Annotated in this window: 14 protein-coding genes; 6 read left to right on the forward strand and 8 right to left on the reverse strand. The window is 47.5% G+C overall.

Features of this window, described 5'->3' with window-relative positions; all coding sequences use genetic code 11:
• Positions 1-51: 51 nt before the first annotated feature.
• Positions 52-1,473 carry a TolC family protein gene (locus J8Z23_RS23505; RefSeq protein WP_017447881.1) on the reverse strand — a complete coding sequence of 474 codons (1,422 nt, stop codon included), beginning with the start codon at positions 1,471-1,473 and terminating at the stop codon, positions 52-54.
• 218 nt (positions 1,474-1,691) lie between these two features.
• The gene (locus tag J8Z23_RS23510) at positions 1,692-2,111 is read right to left on the reverse strand and encodes a hypothetical protein (protein ID WP_164665794.1); all 420 of its coding nucleotides are present in this window, start codon (positions 2,109-2,111) and stop codon (positions 1,692-1,694) included.
• Between the two features lie 244 nt (positions 2,112-2,355).
• On the opposite strand from J8Z23_RS23510, the gene fdhF reads away from it, so the two are divergent.
• From fdhF to J8Z23_RS23525, 3 genes are all read left to right on the forward strand, one after another.
• Complete coding sequence (gene fdhF / locus J8Z23_RS23515; protein WP_434635490.1) at positions 2,356-6,624, forward strand: formate dehydrogenase subunit alpha; 4,269 nt, start codon at positions 2,356-2,358, stop codon at positions 6,622-6,624.
• A 72-nt stretch (positions 6,625-6,696) separates the two neighbouring features.
• Entirely contained in the window at positions 6,697-7,644 is a 948-nt protein-coding gene (locus tag J8Z23_RS23520; protein WP_434635491.1) for an endonuclease/exonuclease/phosphatase family protein, read from the forward strand.
• A gap of 176 nt (positions 7,645-7,820) precedes the next feature.
• Positions 7,821-8,192 (forward strand): hypothetical protein, encoded by a 372-nt coding sequence (locus J8Z23_RS23525; protein WP_005391248.1) that lies wholly within the window; start codon positions 7,821-7,823, stop codon positions 8,190-8,192.
• A gap of 108 nt (positions 8,193-8,300) precedes the next feature.
• Here J8Z23_RS23525 and J8Z23_RS23530 read toward each other — a convergent pair whose 3' ends face one another.
• The 3 genes from J8Z23_RS23530 to J8Z23_RS23540 are packed head-to-tail and all read right to left on the reverse strand — an operon-like array spanning position 8,301 to position 11,276.
• Positions 8,301-9,398 carry an ABC transporter permease gene (locus tag J8Z23_RS23530; protein ID WP_195744147.1) on the reverse strand — a complete coding sequence of 366 codons (1,098 nt, stop codon included), beginning with the start codon at positions 9,396-9,398 and terminating at the stop codon, positions 8,301-8,303.
• Entirely contained in the window at positions 9,398-10,324 is a 927-nt protein-coding gene (locus J8Z23_RS23535; protein ID WP_005482690.1) for an ABC transporter ATP-binding protein, read from the reverse strand. Before J8Z23_RS23535 ends, J8Z23_RS23530 begins: the two co-directional genes overlap by 1 nt.
• Positions 10,325-10,328: 4 nt before the next feature.
• On the reverse strand, positions 10,329-11,276 hold the full coding sequence (locus J8Z23_RS23540) for an HlyD family secretion protein (RefSeq protein ID WP_005391241.1): 948 nt from the start codon (positions 11,274-11,276) through the stop codon (positions 10,329-10,331).
• A 406-nt stretch (positions 11,277-11,682) separates the two neighbouring features.
• Between J8Z23_RS23540 and J8Z23_RS23545 the strand changes: the two genes are divergently transcribed.
• The gene (locus tag J8Z23_RS23545; protein WP_434635493.1) at positions 11,683-12,711 is read left to right on the forward strand and encodes a lactonase family protein; all 1,029 of its coding nucleotides are present in this window, start codon (positions 11,683-11,685) and stop codon (positions 12,709-12,711) included.
• A gap of 93 nt (positions 12,712-12,804) precedes the next feature.
• Here the strand turns inward: J8Z23_RS23545 and J8Z23_RS23550 are convergent, their stop codons facing one another.
• Positions 12,805-13,596, reverse strand: coding sequence for a PhzF family phenazine biosynthesis protein (locus J8Z23_RS23550; RefSeq protein WP_434635494.1), 792 nt, complete (start codon positions 13,594-13,596; stop codon positions 12,805-12,807).
• 188 nt (positions 13,597-13,784) lie between these two features.
• Here J8Z23_RS23550 and J8Z23_RS23555 point away from each other — a divergent pair, with 188 nt between their 5' ends.
• On the forward strand, positions 13,785-14,318 hold the full coding sequence (locus J8Z23_RS23555; RefSeq protein WP_005391235.1) for a YbhB/YbcL family Raf kinase inhibitor-like protein: 534 nt from the start codon (positions 13,785-13,787) through the stop codon (positions 14,316-14,318).
• Between the two features lie 21 nt (positions 14,319-14,339).
• On the forward strand, positions 14,340-15,119 hold the full coding sequence (locus J8Z23_RS23560; RefSeq protein ID WP_005391234.1) for a helix-turn-helix transcriptional regulator: 780 nt from the start codon (positions 14,340-14,342) through the stop codon (positions 15,117-15,119).
• 42 nt (positions 15,120-15,161) lie between these two features.
• On the opposite strand, the gene arsB is transcribed toward J8Z23_RS23560, so the two are convergent.
• Positions 15,162-16,217, reverse strand: a complete 1,056-nt coding sequence (gene arsB / locus J8Z23_RS23565; RefSeq protein ID WP_005391233.1) for an ACR3 family arsenite efflux transporter — start codon at positions 16,215-16,217, stop codon at positions 15,162-15,164.
• An 84-nt stretch (positions 16,218-16,301) separates the two neighbouring features.
• A complete protein-coding gene (locus J8Z23_RS23570) occupies positions 16,302-16,643 on the reverse strand; it encodes an ArsR/SmtB family transcription factor (protein ID WP_006742094.1) in 342 nt (113 codons plus the stop codon).
• Positions 16,644-16,734: the final 91 nt, after the last annotated feature.

Here is a 16,734-nt window from a genome sequence, read left to right on the forward strand (position 1 = left end):
TGGTGTGCATTCGCCATCGTCCCCAAACTTGGGTTCTCTCATGTTTTTGTTTTAGTTCGCGCTTGCTTCAGGCGTGATGTTGGGTGTGGATACTTGATATTCGAAACCACCCAATAAAGCCGCTAAGTTGCTGTTTACGATGTTTAAATCGGTAATAAGACGTTGCTGTTCGAGCTTTAGCGCCAGCTCGTCTGTGCTTGCCATGATCACATCGTTAAACTGTGCGGTGTTGTTTTGATAACCCCTTTCTACCGCGTGAATACGAGCTTGAACTTGGGGAAGTAAGGTGGATTGATAACGCTCTAAACGCTGACTCAAGTTAGCGCGATCAACCAGCAATGTGTTGACCTTCGCGTTCATCTGAGTCAGTAACGTATCTTTTTGTGAGCGAGCAGCACCCACTTGATACTGCGCGGCGGCTAAGTTGCGGTCTTGGCGATTACCAGTGAACAGGGGAATGTCCATTGTTAGATACGCGCTCACCAAATCCGATGCAGGTTCGCCTTTCATATTGTTGGCTTGACGATAAGCGTACATCACTTCCACACCGAATTGAGGCGTGTAAGCTTGCTCTGCAATGTCCACTTGAGTTTCATTGGCAGAAATACTTACGTCTGCCATTTTCACCATCGGGTGATCACTCAACTGTTGGTAGTGCTTGGTCGTTTCGCTATTTGCAGACAACTTTTGGTTTAATGACGCCCAAGTCAGTGTGTTGCTGGCTTGAAGTGTTGAGCGTCCGTTTTGGGTATAGGTATTGAGCCAGTCAGAGCCCAGCCATTCTGAGAGTTGCGAGACCAAACGGCGCTGCATTTGTGCGTTGGCTTGCAGCTTTTCATCCAACTTACTCACTTGAAGCTGTGCATTCAGTAAATCTTGCGCTTCGCTTTTGCCGATTGAGTAATTGGTTTGAATGAAGTTTTCCATCTCCGTCATGAGCCGACGGTTTTCTAGCAAAATTTGCTCTGCTTTCTGCTGATAGCCCAACTCCAACCAAAGCTGAGTCATGCTGTTTGCCACTTCAAGCTCCCGTGCGTGAACTTGCAGAGACAAACCATCGGCTTGTTGATTGGCTTTCTTTTGTTGAAGGTTGAGCGTCGAGCCACGTTCGAATTGTTGCATCAAACCGACGGAGATATTGGTCATCGGATCTTCGTCAAATTTGAAGCTATCGACAGGCAAACCACCAAAACCGACTTTCAGTTTCGGGTCCATCAAGGTTGCGCTGGCTACGCCTGTTTCACGCATCGCTTCCGATTGAGCATAGAATTGCTTGCGGTTGCCATCGTTGCTCAACGCGATGCTAATGAGGTTTGCTAGCTCATTGGTTGATTGGGCTTGGATTGATTGAGCTTGCGCTTCTTGTTGTGCTTTCGTATTGGTTGGCGATTGCGCCACCACATTGAAAGCAGGTAGGGCAACCAGAGCCAGTGAGCATACTGGTGCCACTAAGCGATTTGGGTTGAATTCCATAATTTACATCCAAATTGATACCAAGCTCTTTTGCGTTTCGGGATCGATTGAACCGAGCGGGAGAGCGTTGGTATTTGCCAAACGGATGACGCACTTTTTTATCGCTAAATAGCAGGTAACAAATGGAGTTACGAGCGAATAGCTGAGGTGAGCACGCTATCAGTTGGGCGCAAAGAAACTGCCTGCAAAGCGATGCAGGGTCGAATGCTTTGTATGGATTAAACTATCGGAGGCCGATACAAATCATGGGTGACTTGTACCACTGGTGCGGTAATTTCTGAGGCAATGGATGCGCGACAAGCCAATGGGGAGAGCTGGTTGTCAGTGGCTGGTAATGGGACAAAAACGAATGAGCAAGATGCTGTACAGCAATTGTGGATCATACCGGAGCCATCAACACAGCTCATGGTCATCTCTGCAGAGTCGGAGCTCAACGATGAGGCCATCTCCATGCTCATACTCGGGGAGCCGCAGTGATCGTTCTCGCTTGCCATTTCCGTCATGTGAACAGACATCATGGCATCACTCGACATCATTTTTAGGCTCATTAAAGGCGCGCTGTTAACCACGCTAGATACCAGCAGTATCAGCGTTGTACATAACGTTAGCCAAATTGTATGCAATGATTTCAGACGCATACGGTTTCCAGTCAAAATGAGCTTATATATCGAGTAACCCTTAAATAATAAAGGTTACCCTAGGGGTAAAGTCAAGGATTATACCGAACCCACTTCGAGATAATGAGTTCTACATCTTAAAGTCAATTGGACATATTAATCGCTAAGAAATATCTCGCTAGTGAGTTTTTTGTCACACGAACTTTCCATGGTAGGGTTTATCCTTATAGAATGTAAGGTTTAGTGTGCCTGCTTCGGGGGTTGTATGATAGAAATTGTCATCGATGGAAAATATAGAATTGTAGAAGAGGGGCTAACCCTTCTGGAAGCAGCCAAAGTGTGCGGGGTCGAAATCCCTTCACTGTGCGGAATGAACAAAAGTAACGAGAAAATTCCGTGTGATTTGTGTGTGGTCGAAGTGGAAAGTGGCGGAACTAAGCGCGCCTGTGATCTCAAAGTGTACCGCGGTCTCAATGTCGTCACACAATCAGAACAACTGAGTGAGCACCGCAGAAAAGCGCTCAACCGAATCATGACGGACCACTACGCAGACTGTGAAGCTCCATGCAAAACGGCGTGTCCTGCTGGGGTAGACATCCAATCTTATCTCTACCATATCTCGCAAAACGATCATCAAAAAGCGATTGAAGTTATTAAACGCACACTGCCAATGCCGTTGTCTATTGGGCGCGTGTGTCCGGCATTCTGCGAAAGTGAGTGTCGCCGTTCTTTGGTGGATGAGCCGATTGCCATTCGCCAACTCAAACGCCATGCCGCAGATGCAGATCTAGCGGCGCATGAAGCGTATGTCCCAGAGAAAAAACCAGCGAAGCATCGCAAGATCGCCGTTGTTGGTAGTGGCCCCGGTGGCTTAACGGCAGGTTATTACTTGTCGAATGAAGGTTATGACGTCACCGTATTTGAGTCCATGCCAAAAGCAGGCGGTTGGCTACGCTACGGCATTCCTGAATATCGCCTACCCAAAGACATTCTAGACAAAGAAATCGAACTGATGTGCCGCAACGGCATGCAAGTTGAAACCAACAAAAAGCTTGGGGTTGATTTTACGCTGTCTCAATTGAGTGAAGACTACGATGCTGTCTGTTTGGCAGTGGGGGCGTCTCAAGCGGTAGAAATGAATTATTCTGGTAGCGACTTGGACGGTTGTTATCTCGGTGTTGATTACCTGAAAGATTACGTTACAGAACAAAACTACGTTACGGGCAAAAAAGTTGCCGTGATTGGTGGTGGTAACACTGCGATCGACTGCGCGCGTACGGCGCGTCGTGCGGGTGCCGATACCACTTTGATCTATCGTCGAACTCGCGACGAAATGCCGGCCGAAGACTACGAAATCGTCGAAGCTGAACATGAGGGCGTGAAGTTCCATTTCTTGACGAATCCGGCGGAAAACATCGCGGATGAAAACGGCCGCGTGAAGGCAATTCGATTAGAACGAATGGCGTTAGGTGAGCCAGATTCGTCTGGTCGTCGTAGCCCGAAACCAACGGGTGAGTTCTTTACTGAAGCATTTGATACCGTGATTGCAGCGGTATCGCAAAAGCCGGATCTCAGCTTCTTAGAAAACGATGAGCTGTCCATTCCTCTAACGCGTTGGAACACATCTGAATCCGATGCGCAAACCATGCACACGGGTACGGGCAATATCTTCAGTATCGGTGATTTTCGTCGTGGTCCTGCAACAGCGGTTGAAGCGGTGGGAGATGGGCGAGTTGCGGCAAAAGCGATTGATCTGTTCCTCAATGGCGATATGGCGGATATGCCGAAACCTGCGTTCAACTCTCGTAAAGAGAAAAAACTGGCGCAGGTAGACCCACTTCATTTCGAAAATATCCAAAAAGTTGCTCGTTCAATCATGCCAGAGTTGACCCCAGCGCAGCGTGAGCAGAGTTTTGCTGAAGTGGAACTGGGCTTTGATAACGAAGAGGCCATGAAAGAAGCGGCGCGCTGCTTAGAGTGTGGTTGTCAAGCGAATACCGACTGTGCCTTGCGAGATTACTCAACGGAATATCATGCCGAGCAACATTTCGATGTTTCCGTGGACGTTTCCTCTGCTAGCGTGATTGGTCATCAAGGTTGGCTCGATTTGCGAGCGAAAGATCTTCGTCATAAATACGAAGTAGACCGCAGTTCTGAGTTCATTGAATTTGATGCTAACCGCTGCATCAGTTGTGGTCAGTGTGTTCAAGCATGCCGCGAGCAAGCGGTACATGGTGTGTTGAGTTTTGTGTCGGATAAAAATGGCCGACCAGCTTTACGACCAGATGATCGTCCACGATTCCGCTCCGATGAAAAAGGCGCAAGTTGTAGCGGTTTGACGCTCATGAGCGATTCAAAATGCGTGCAATGTGGGGCGTGTGTTCAGGCGTGTCCAACGGGCGCGATGGTGGACAGCCGTGACCGTTCTCAAGGTAGGACTGAATACCTAAAAGCCGTCGATACCATTTGTACCTATTGTGGTGTGGGTTGTAAGTTGACCATGTTTGTCGATGAGCAACAAAACAAAATCCGCTATGTAAAAGGGGCGGATTCGCCGGTTAACCAAGGTATGCTGTGCGTGAAAGGCCGTTTTGGTTTTGATTTCATTAGCAGCGAAGAGCGTTTAACGACACCACTGATTCGTAAAGATGGTTGGTTGCAGCCAGCAAGTTGGGATGAAGCGATTCAGCTCGTGGCTTCGAAGCTTTCGACCATCAAGCAAGATTTTGGTAGCAACGCACTGGCCGGATTCTCTTCAGCGAAAACCACTAACGAAGATAACTACGCGTTTCAAAAATTCATCCGTCGTGAACTTGGTACGAACAACGTTGATCACTGCGCACGTTTGTGTCACGCATCGAGTGTGACTGGGCTTGAGGCATCGCTGGGTAGTGGTGCGATGACCAACGACATTCCAAGCATTAAGCATTCCGATGTGATCTTTATTATCGGTTCTGACACCACATCTGCGCACCCGATCATCGCTTCGCACATCAAACAGGCGATTCGCCATCACGGGGCACGCTTGATTGTGGCAGACCCGAAACGAGTGGACATGGCCGAACATGCAGAGCTGTACTTAGCGCATCGACCGGGCACGGATGTTATGTTGCTCAACGGCGTGATGCAGCAAATCATCAAAAATGGTTGGTATGATCAAGAATACATCGAAGAGCGCGTCGACGGCTTTGATACCTTGCTTCAAGAGGTTATGTCGCCAGCGTACAACCTCGACAAAGTTGAGTTAGTTACGGGCGTAAAAGCGGACGATATTTTCGCGATGGCGCGAATGATTGGTACGGCAAAACGCACTGCGGTGTATTACTCAATGGGTATTACCCAGCATACAACAGGGCACGACAACGTTCGTTCGATTGCAAACCTGCAATTGTTGTGTGGCAACATCGGTATTGAGGGTGGTGGTATTAACCCACTGCGCGGTCAATCAAACGTACAAGGTGCGTGTGATATGGGCGCATTGCCGAACTGTTATCCGGGATACCAAAAAGTGTATAACCCGATTGTTCGTCAGAAATTCGCGATTGAGTGGGATGCGCCGAACTTACCTTCTGAGCAAGGGCTTACCCTAACGGAAATCATCGATGCGGCGTGCAAACGAGAAGTTCGCGGGATGTACATCATGGGCGAAAACCCAGTACTGAGCGATCCAAACCAAGCACACGTGATTGAAGGGTTGGAAGCACTCGACTTCTTGGTCGTGCAAGACATCTTCCTCACCGAGACGGCGCAGTACGCGGATGTGGTATTGCCTTCTTGTTCATTTGCGGAAAAATCCGGTCACTTCACCAATACTGAGCGACGCGTGCAGCGCGTTAATGCGGCAGTGAAAGCGCCGGGTGAGGGGAAAGAAGATTGGTGGACCATTCAAGCGATCGCAAACGCGATGGGCAGCGATTGGCATTACCAGTGTGTTTCTGAAATCACTAGCGAAATCGCGCGTGTAACGCCGCAATATGCAGGGTTGCGTTGGGACGCGATCACGCCGAACGGTGTTCAATGGCCAAGTAACAAGAACAATCCAAACGGTACTCGTATCATGCACCAAACCCAATTTACCCGAGGGAAAGGGCAAATGGTGGGCGTGCCGTTCCGTTATGCAGCCGAGTTGCCTGATGAAGAGTATCCTTTGGTGCTTACAACAGGGCGTGTGCTAGAACAGTTCCATACCGGTACGATGACACGCAAAACGAAAGGGTTGGATAACCTTGCTGGGCCAAGAGCGATGATCAGTGTTGAAGATGCCGAAGCAATTGGTATCCATAATGGTCAGCGCCTAAAAGTGTCGACTCGTCGTGGCAGCATCGAAATTGATGCGTTTGTGACTAAGCGAATGCAAAAAGGCGTCGTGTTTATCCCGTTCCATTTCGTCGAGTCGCCAGTCAACCGCTTGACGACCACGGCAACGGACCCGCATGCGAAAATTCCTGAATTCAAAGTCGCAGCGGTTAAGATTGAAATCAGTGAAACGGCCGCTCAACAAGAGCCTGTCGAGGAGGCGGTACACCACGTCTAACATCAACGCTTCACGCACTGGCGAGTTGAGAAATTGCATTTAAGCTTATGATATGTAATAGCGAAACGAGCAGTGCGTGTGTCGAGCGTTTTTAAGTGGGTCATATTGCTCCTACCCGCTCTTATTTGGCTGGCGGTCAGGCAAATTGAACATATTTGGTGGGCGGAGAATCTTACCTCGATTCCCGCCTTCATTGTGTTCACTTACGTTATTTTAGCCTCGGCGTTTTTCATCACTCGTCGATGGTTGCAAAGTGCATTTTCTGCCTTTGTCGCTATTTTGTTTGTCTCGTTACTTGTTCCGTCGCAGCGCAGCCATGTGGCGTCTTGCTCGCACTCGTTGAGCGTCATTCAATTCAATCTTTTTTACGAAAACTCAGACATCAATCAGTTCATCAACTATCTGTTGAGGCATCCTGCTGATTTGGTGGTGATGCAAGAGCTGACGCCGCGAGTTGGCAGCCTTTTGCACATGTTGGATGATATCTATCCGCATTATTATGGTGGCCAACGTGACGTGGGGTACCCTTCAAATTTGATGATTCTTAGCCGACACCCCATCACGGAGGTTTCGGTTTATCGTGCGCCAAATGGACAAGAAGTCATCAGAGCGGCTTGGTTGCCTAAAGGTCAAGCACCGATCACTTTGTTTGCAGCTCATCCTCCGTCACCAAGAACCAGCGAGCTTTGGCATCAAAGAAATGCGCTGGTGCGAACCATAGAAATGCTGACCGCGCTTTATCCCGAGCCAGAGGTGTTGGTTGTGGGGGATTTCAATCTCTCCTCGGTTAGCCCTCGTTTTGCTACGCTGTTCCCGAGTTTTCAAACCGCGCCAGTGACGAGCTGGCCAACTAACATCAAAGGCATCAACGTGCCAGAGCCGATGATGATAGGCATTGATCATTTGTGGCTAAAATCTGAGCAAGGACAGCGAATCATCTGCTCTCGTGAATCCTCTGCTTTACCACAAGGCTCAGATCACCGCATGGTGACAACCCAGATCGGTGTGCATATTCCATAGTTAAAGCCCTTAGAATTTGTTGTGTTGCATAAGTTAAACCTGTGCTGAGCTTGTCATAGAATTGACTCTCTCTGACTGTTCTCTGTTATTTGAGCAAGTTCCATGACCTAAACTTTGCTTGCTTCCTATACTGAACTAACGAAGCAGGATTTTTATAACAACAAGAGGCAGCTTGCATGACAAGAACAACCTCATTTGCACTCGTTCTATTACTGATGTGCGCATACTTTGGTTACAACCGTTATTACGTGTATCCGCAGCAGTTGGAAACACAGGCCAAATCCATGTTGATACAAATGGCAAATCGCGAAGAGTGGATGGATGTGTTTGAGATGATGAATCGCGTAGAGGCGCACAAAGGGCATTTAGAACTCGTGGCCGATGTTACGTCTTCTGATGGCAAACGTGCTTACAGTGAAGGCTTTATTACCTATACCGATCGTGAAGGTGTCGTCTGTAAACAGGTGGTGTTTAACTTTAAAATCAACTCTTTGAAAAACTACAGTATTTCAGACTTACGAGACTGCTCGTACGGCGAATATTATTAAGGTGAGTTGCTTAGTTAAGTCCGGTAAAACTAAATTTGAATATCCAAACAAAAATAGCCTCATTGTCGAGGCTATTTTTGTTTCTGCGAAAGAGAAAAATTGGCAAGTTTAATCGAGTGATTTCTTAAACCTCAGTGACGCAACGACCAATCCAAATACGGTAAACCCGAGCAACCAAAGGGTATCTCGCCATAAGTCCATCAGATCCGCTCCTCGCAACACTATGCCTCGAATCATGCGCATAAAGTGAGTGGCGGGCAGGGTTTCTGAAATCCACTGTGCTGCGACTGGCATGCCCTCGTAAGGGAACATAAATCCAGACAGCAGAATTGAAGGCAGAAGAATGAACACCGTCATTTGCATGGCTTGAAGCTGAGTTGTGGCGATGGTGGATATGACCAATCCTAAAGTTAAGCTGGCGGCGATAAACAACAAGGTTCCAAACAGAATTTGGCTGATTGCACCGTTAATCGGCACGCCGAAAATCCAATGTCCCAACCCTAGAATGATGAAAACCTGAATTAAGCCGACAAAGATATACGGCACGATTTTCGCCACCATTAGCTCTATCGAGTGGATGGGCGTGGTGATCAATAGCTCCAAATTTCCCCGTTCACGTTCTCGTACAATGGCGGCACTGGTGAACAAAATCATCGTCATGGTGAGAATCACACCGAGTAAGCCGGGTACGATGTTGACCGCAGAACGCCGACTTGGGTTGTAGTAGAGTGCGACTTCGAATGTTTTGCTTGGCGCTGGGCGAATCTCGAAATCAAAATCGGTCAATGGCATGGTTTGCAACGACAATATTGCCGAGCTGATCATGGTATCTGACCCATCCACAATCCACTGCCCAAGCTCCCGACCTTGCATCATGCGTTGTGTGAGATCGCTTGGCAAAATCAGCACGGCGCGCACAATACCATCTTGAATCGCTTGTTCAGCCTCTTGCGCGGTGGCATAGGTTTCTTTGATATCCACCACTTGAGTGACTTTTACGGATTGGGTAATGATCCGCCCGGCGGTACTGCCACTTTGATCGACAACACCTACCGGAATGTTTCGAATGTCCGTATTGATTGCGAAGCCGAACAGCAAAAGCTGGATAAGCGGGATCATCACCACCATGCCAAACGTGATTCGGTCACGGGAAAGTTGGCGAATCTCTTTGATCATGACGGCTTTCATGCGAGCGATAGGTTTCATCATTGGCGACCTTTCCCTGTCACGCTGACAAAAACATCTTCTAAGCTTGGGCGAGCGTGGTTCATTTCAGCGTTTTGAAGTTCAGGAAACGTCTGCTTTAACCATTCAATCGGCTGCTCGACATGCTGGTGGATAAGGATGCGTAAACGAATCCCCAACTGCGCCGCAGAGCGAACTTCGTCACGTTGAATCAGCTTTTCTTTAAGTTCACGAAGTTTGTCGGCTTTCACCTCAATGATATTAACGCCCATCTGTTCCATTAACTGTTCGGGTTCGCCATCGGCACGAATTTCGCCCGATTCCATGATCGCCAGACGGTGGCAGCGTTCCGCTTCGTCCATGTAATGGGTGGTGACCAAAATCGTCGTACCTTGATCGCACAAGTCGAACAACTGCTCCCAAAAATCGCGTCGATTTTCGGGGTCAACGGCGGATGTCGGCTCATCCAAAAATAGCAGTTCGGGTTTGTGCATGGTCGCCGCGGCGAGTGAAAGGCGCTGCTTTTGTCCGCCACTCATGCCGCTTACGCGCTGTTTGCGCAATTGATCCAACCCGTAAGTGGTGAGCTGCTCTTCTATCCGCTCTTTCAGCGATTTGCTGCTTAAACCAAAAATTTGCCCAATAAATTCGAGGTTTTCTTGAACGGATAGGTCGTCGTACAACGAGAACTTTTGTGTCATGTAGCCAATTTTGAGCCGCAGTTGTTCGGATTGTTTTGGGATGTCTAACCCAAGCACATCCACACTGCCTTCACTTGGGCTGAGAAGGCCGGTGAGCACACGAATGGTGGTCGACTTACCGCAACCATTTGGCCCCAAAAATCCGTAAATGCTGCCTTTGGGCACGTTGAGTGTGATGTTATTGATAGCAGTAAAGTCGCCGAACTTTTTGACCACATTTTGAGCTTGAATTGCATACTCGGTCATTGGCTTACTCCACCAAATCTACTTGGGCAGGCACACCTGACGGCAACGTTTTGGCAGACTCAGGTAAATCAACTTCTGCTAGATACATCAATCGTGAACGTTCTTCTTCGGTTAGTGCGAAGTAGGGCGTGAATGACGGCTCACTAGCCACCCAACGAACGGTGCCTTGTAATGGACTCTCAAGGCCATCGACATTCACTGTCACGGTTTTTCCAGGAATAAACCCGATTCGATAATCGGCAGGAACATACACTCGCGCATACGGCACGCGGTTGGCTTGAATCACGGCAACCACACCGTTCACTGGTACGCGTTCGCCAAGGTTGTAAGGCAAATTATCGAGCGTACCGTCACGCGTGGCCGTGATGGTGAGTTCTGCCAGTTTCTGCTCTTGCAACACCACTTCGGCTTTTGCCGCCATTAAAGCGGCTTTAGCTTGTTCGATGTCTTCTAGGCGAGAACCTGCGGTGAGCTTACTGAACTCTTCTTTTGCTGAGTCTAATTCAGCTCTCGCAGAGTCCCTTGCCGCAAGAGCGGAATCTTTTTCGGATTGGCTGATGAGCTTTTTACGCACCAGTTCTGCTTTGCGTTGATAGTTTTTCTGCGCTTCGGTGAGCTGCGCTTCCGCTCGGGCTACGCGTGCCGATGCGGCAGCAATGTCTTCTGGGCGTTCACCATTGGTCAATTTAAGCAAATACGCTCCCGCTTTGGCTTGCTCGGCAACGGCGTGTGCAAGAACGGCTTGTTGATTCTTAGTATCGAGCTGAACCAACACTTCCCCTTCACTGACCAAGCTGCCTTCTTTGACAGGAAGGGCTCTAATTATCTCATTAGATGTGGCAGTAAACGTTACGCGGTCACGCTCTAGGGTGCCAAGCGCTTGGTGCGTGTTATCTTTTGAACAGGCGCTTAAAAGGGCAATAACCAATGTGCCAAAAATGATTCGCTTCATAGTGCGGTGCTTCCTTTGAAGAAGTAATGCATGAATAGATAACTTGCGAACGGGAGCGTGTTGATTGAGTCCGCTAACCCGTCGCTCATCGCCATCCATAACGATTTCTTTTTAGAGCTTAGCATTTTATCTACAAGCGATTCTTTTTAAATAGAGAGGCTTAGCGTTGGAACAAGCTTGTCGCGAGGTGGAATGAAAAAACCTTGAACGAGGTCAGGTTTTTCCTGATAAGTAAAATTAAATGCCCAGCGATAAACACTAGGCTAGTTGAGGCTGCAAGTTGTCAATTGATTCTGAATTAGAAATCACTTCACATTTTAAGTGTTTGATTCGTAAAATGGATTGCGGTCGGCCATGACAATAGGCAAGGTGTTGAATAATACGAATCACTCATATAAGGCCATCCATGACAACAACTGGTCACGTGCATTTTTATATTGGCACTTACACCAACCCACCGAGTACGAGCACGGGCATTGCGCGTCTATCGCTGAACACTGAAACGGGTGAACTGACTCGGCTTGACGATGTTGCTGTTCAACGTAATCCGTCCTATCTCACGATCACCGAACACGGGCTGTATACGTTTAGCGAAATGGATAGAAATGAAGGTGCAGAGCTCGCGTTTTTTCGCGGTAGTGAATCCGCCTCTTTGCCGATTAATGGCGATTATCCGTGTCATTTGGATATCAAAGAACCGTTGTTGGCGGTTGCTAATTATGGCTCTGGAAATGTTAGCGTATTTCAATTGGATCGCGATGGTAAACCGCTTGGTTTATTGGCGGATTTATACGTTGATGGATGCGGGCCGAATTTAGAGCGCCAAACTTCTCCTCACGCTCATCAAGTCACGTTTTTAAAGCACAGTGATCAATTGGTTGTCGTAGACTTAGGCAGCGATAGCGTCCTTATTTATGATTACGATGCCCAGCCGCCGGATTTTTCACTGTCGCAAGTGATTCATTTGCCCGCAGGTTCGGGACCGCGCCATCTGGTGTTTAACCAACAAGAGTCGACAGCGTATGTGGTTTGCGAACTGTCAGAAACCTTGATTGTGCTGGTTAAGCACCAAGATAAATGGCTTATCTCGAATCAAACAGAATTATTAGAAGGGGAAGATAATCAGCAAGCGGCTGCGGCCATTCGTCTGTCGCAAGATGAAAGGTTTTTGTATGTCTCTTGCCGAGCTCAGAACAAAATCAGTGTGTTTGATGTGTCTGGCGATACGCCAAAAAGGCGAGCAGCCATTCACTGTGAAGGGGCTTTTCCACGAGATTTTGTGTTGTCTCGTGATCAAAAGTGGTTGCTGGTTGCCAATCAACATTCCAACAATGTGGTGAGCTTTCGTCGCAATCCTCAAACGGGTGAAATTACCCCAACGGGTTATGACTGTGAGATAGGCTCTCCTGTGTGTATTGTCGAACAACCTTTGTAACGACTAACGCAGAAGCAGCAGGAAATAGAAAAGCCTAGCGGGCGGCTAGGCTCTCAAGGATAAAAACAGTTAACGCCAATCTTCAACGTACAGTTAGACGTAAATTTTGCCTTTCATATACAACACACCATCACCAGATACTTTGACGCAATTTTCTTTGACTTCGCAGTACAGAACGCCACCACGCGCTGATGCTTGATATGCCACTAAAGATGCTTTGCCGAGCTCTTGCGCCCAATATGGTGCTAAGCCTGCGTGGATTGATCCTGTGACAGGGTCTTCATCTCCGCCGTTAGCTGGCCAAAAGTAGCGAGATACAAAGTCGTATTGACTGCCTTTTGATGTGACGACAACATCGTAAGGGGCGAGTTGTTTCAGTTGGTCGGAGCGATATTGAACATCAAAAACGGTTTGCTCATCTTCCACGATGACGAAGTAAGCTTGTGGGCTAAGCAGTACGTGTGTTATTTCGCAGTTTAATCCCTCAATCAATTGCGTAGGAATGGCGTTGACGGGGTGTGGCGCTCTTGTCGGAAATGTCATTTCAATCTTGCCAAGTGCGTTCTTAATTACGGTTAAGGTGCCCACTTTTAATGTGTGAAACTCAATACTTCCTGTAACGCCGAGTTGATCGAACAACACCATGGAAGCGGCGAGCGTTGCATGTCCACAAAAGTCGATTTCTGTGAGTGGCGAAAACCAGCGTACTTCATATTGATTCGTACCAATCGCTTTAACAAACGCGGTTTCAGAGAGGTTGTTTTCCGCTGCAATGTTTTGCATTCGCTCTGGTTCTAACCATTCTTGCAAGGGTACGACTGCGGCTGAGTTGCCTTTAAATTGCGTGTCTGTAAATGCGTCAACGACGTAGATATCCAGTTCCATTTTGTCTTCCTTGTTCTCTGAGCGGTTGGTTAGCATAAACCAGATGCAACTCAGAGAATAAGAAATTTATGTTTGAATCTTAAAGTATCAAAATAGACGATGGTTTTATATTTTGTGATACTTATTGATGTATCTTGGCTTGGGTTGATGAATAGACTTGAATTGAACTCATTGAAAGGAATAAACACATGAAAGCGATTCACAAGTCTGTTTTGGCCCTTAGCGTTTTGGTTATCGGCTCTGCCCATGCTTTTGAACTAACGAGCAAAGATATTCAAGAAGGTCATCCAATGGCGAAGACATTTGAATATTCAGGTTGGGGATGTGATGGTGCGAACCAGTCTCCACAACTGATGTGGAAAGACGTTCCAAAGGGTACAAAAAGTTTTGCGATTACCGCGTACGATCCTGATGCACCAACAGGCAGTGGTTTTTGGCATTGGATAGCGTTTGATATTCCAGCCTCAGTTAACGAGCTGCCTCGTGGCGTTGATATCAGCAAGCTCGGCGGTAAGGAGTCTCGTATCGATTACGGTACTACTGGTTTTGGCGGCGCATGTCCGCCAGAAAAAGATGGTATGCACCGCTACCAGTTTACCGTTTGGGCGCTGCCGAGTGATAAGTTGAACTTGGATGAGAACACGCCAGCGGCGGTTGTGGGATTTACGTTGAATAGTGTTGCATTGGACAACGCGAAGTTAACCGCGACTTACACACGATAATTGAATACGAAAGGGGAGAAGATGGGGCATCAATATCAAGTGACGCTGTTTCGTGCGGAGCAGCAGCAAAAGCTACGTAATGTCAGGATTCACTCCCCGAGTATTATCCAGATCATTAAAGGGAGTAAGCGTCTGTTTTGGAAAAACGAAGCGTTTGATATTCTTCATCCTAACATCATGCTTTGTGAAGCAAACGCTTCGCTGAATTTTGAAAACCTTCCTCAACAAGGGCGTTTTCTTTCACGAATGTTCAGTTTTCACTGCGTACCTAGCGATGAAATGTTAGAGCTGAGTATGAGTAATGCATTGGGAAATTACGTCCCAGCGGTGGAGACAGACAAAGCACTGCAAGCGACATTAAATGCCTTGTTTTCTTTTGAACGGGAAAGTTTAAGTGAAGCGACGCAACGTTATTGGATGATGGGGTTGTATCAGCAGTTAGCAGAGCGAGGACTATTGCATCGGCTTTTCTCGAGTTCCAATACCTCGTTCAGTCAGAAACTCAGCCGCTATCTGTCACGCTCTCCGGGCGATGACCACCCTTTGGAATTTGTTGCTGAGCGCTTTGCTATGAGCCGAGCAACGTTGATACGCAAACTCAAGCAAGAGGGCACTCAGTATCGCGAAGTGCTGGCAGAAGTGCGCTTAAATCACGCACTCTACCTGATGCAAAATGGTTCATACAACGTTGCGTTACTCGCGCAGTTGTGTGGCTATCAATCGGAAGGCCGTTTTAGCCAACGATTTAAAGGGAAGTTTGGTTTAACGCCCAGTGAGTACATAAAAACTGTCGTCAGTTAGTACTTAATATTGCTGTTTGGCTCGATCTTTATGTTTCCAATTTTAGCTCTGGTATTTGGTTTTCATCCTCAGTGCGACGTTAACCAAAGCAATCAGAACAGGAACCTCGATTAGCGGACCAATCACGCCAGCGAATGCTTGATCGGAGTTCAGGCCAAATACAGCAATGGAAACCGCGATCGCCAGCTCGAAGTTGTTGCCCGTCGCCGTAAAAGCGATGGAGGCATTTTTATCGTAGGGGATGCCCATTCTCTTCCCGATAAAGAAGCTGGTAAAAAACATCAATACGAAGTAGATCGCTAGTGGGACTGCCACGCGGAACACATCCATTGGTAGCTGTAAAATCATCTCTCCTTTGAGGCTGAACATCAGCACGATGGTGGCGAGCAAAGCGATCAAAGTAATGGGTGAAATTCGAGGAATAAACACATCGTTGTACCACTTCTCACCCTTTGCAGCGACTAACCATTTACGACTGAGAAAACCAGCGAGGAACGGAATGCCTAAGTAAATCAATACGCTTTCCGCAATGTCTCCCATGGAAATATCAACCACAAAACCTTCATAGCCAAAGAACGGTGGAAGTACGGTGATGAATAGCCAAGCCATAACGCTGTAAGTCAGAATTTGAAATGCGCTATTTAATGCCACCAAGGCCGCGCCATATTCTTTGTTGCCGCCGCCAATATCATTCCACACTAAAACCATAGCGATGCAGCGTGCAAGGCCAATCAAAATAATACCGACCATGTAACCTGGATGATCACCAAGAAAGGTTAAAGCAAGAACGAACATCAGGATTGGGCCGATGATCCAGTTCATAACCAGAGACAGCGTGATGGCTTTTTTATCTCTCGTTACCGTTCCTAATAGACCGTAGTTCACCTTGGCGAGTGGTGGGTACATCATCAAAATCAAACCAATGGCGAGTGGTACGTTCGTACTACCAACGGACATTGCTTCGTTCCATTCTGCTACTTGTGGGTAGGCTGCGCCTATCCCCACGCCGATGGCCATTGCGACAAAGATCCAAACCGTTAAGTAGCGGTCAAGAAAGCTCATTTTTTCGCTGGCACTATTTAAAACTTCAGTCGTCATAGTGATCTCTATTCGTTTATCGTCGAAAGGCGATATATAAGGTTATAGTTTATCTTTGCGCGCATGGAAAGTGCGCAATGTGTCTTAGCTAAATAAACCGGAAAATTGAGCGTTAAACGCGTTCAGTTTTTCACGTTGAATGCGGTAACAAACCTTTGGCGGGTTAGGTTCTGCACTGATAAACCCGGCCTGTTTTAGAATACGTAAGTGTTCTGATACGGTCGATTGCGCTAAACCTAACTCAGAGACTAAATCGCTATTTAAGCAGCCGCCCATAGTGTCTAAAGTGTGAAGAATATGCAGAATGCGTAAGCGAGCAGGATGAGACAGCGCTTTCGCTTGAGCGGCGAGTGCTTGCTCTTTATCGAGTTGTTTTTGCGTGGCTTCAAAAGCAATTTGGCACGTTTCGCTGCATTTGTTGCTCATGAGCAAACCTTTATAGTTAATCGTCGAATTGCGATTAAGTGTACGTGTGCTTTTTCTAAGGCGCAACTGTTGGCAGTAAAAAAGCAGAACT

The sequence above is a fragment of the Vibrio sp. SCSIO 43086 genome (assembly GCF_051132235.1).
GTDB classification, from domain to species: domain Bacteria; phylum Pseudomonadota; class Gammaproteobacteria; order Enterobacterales; family Vibrionaceae; genus Vibrio; species Vibrio diabolicus.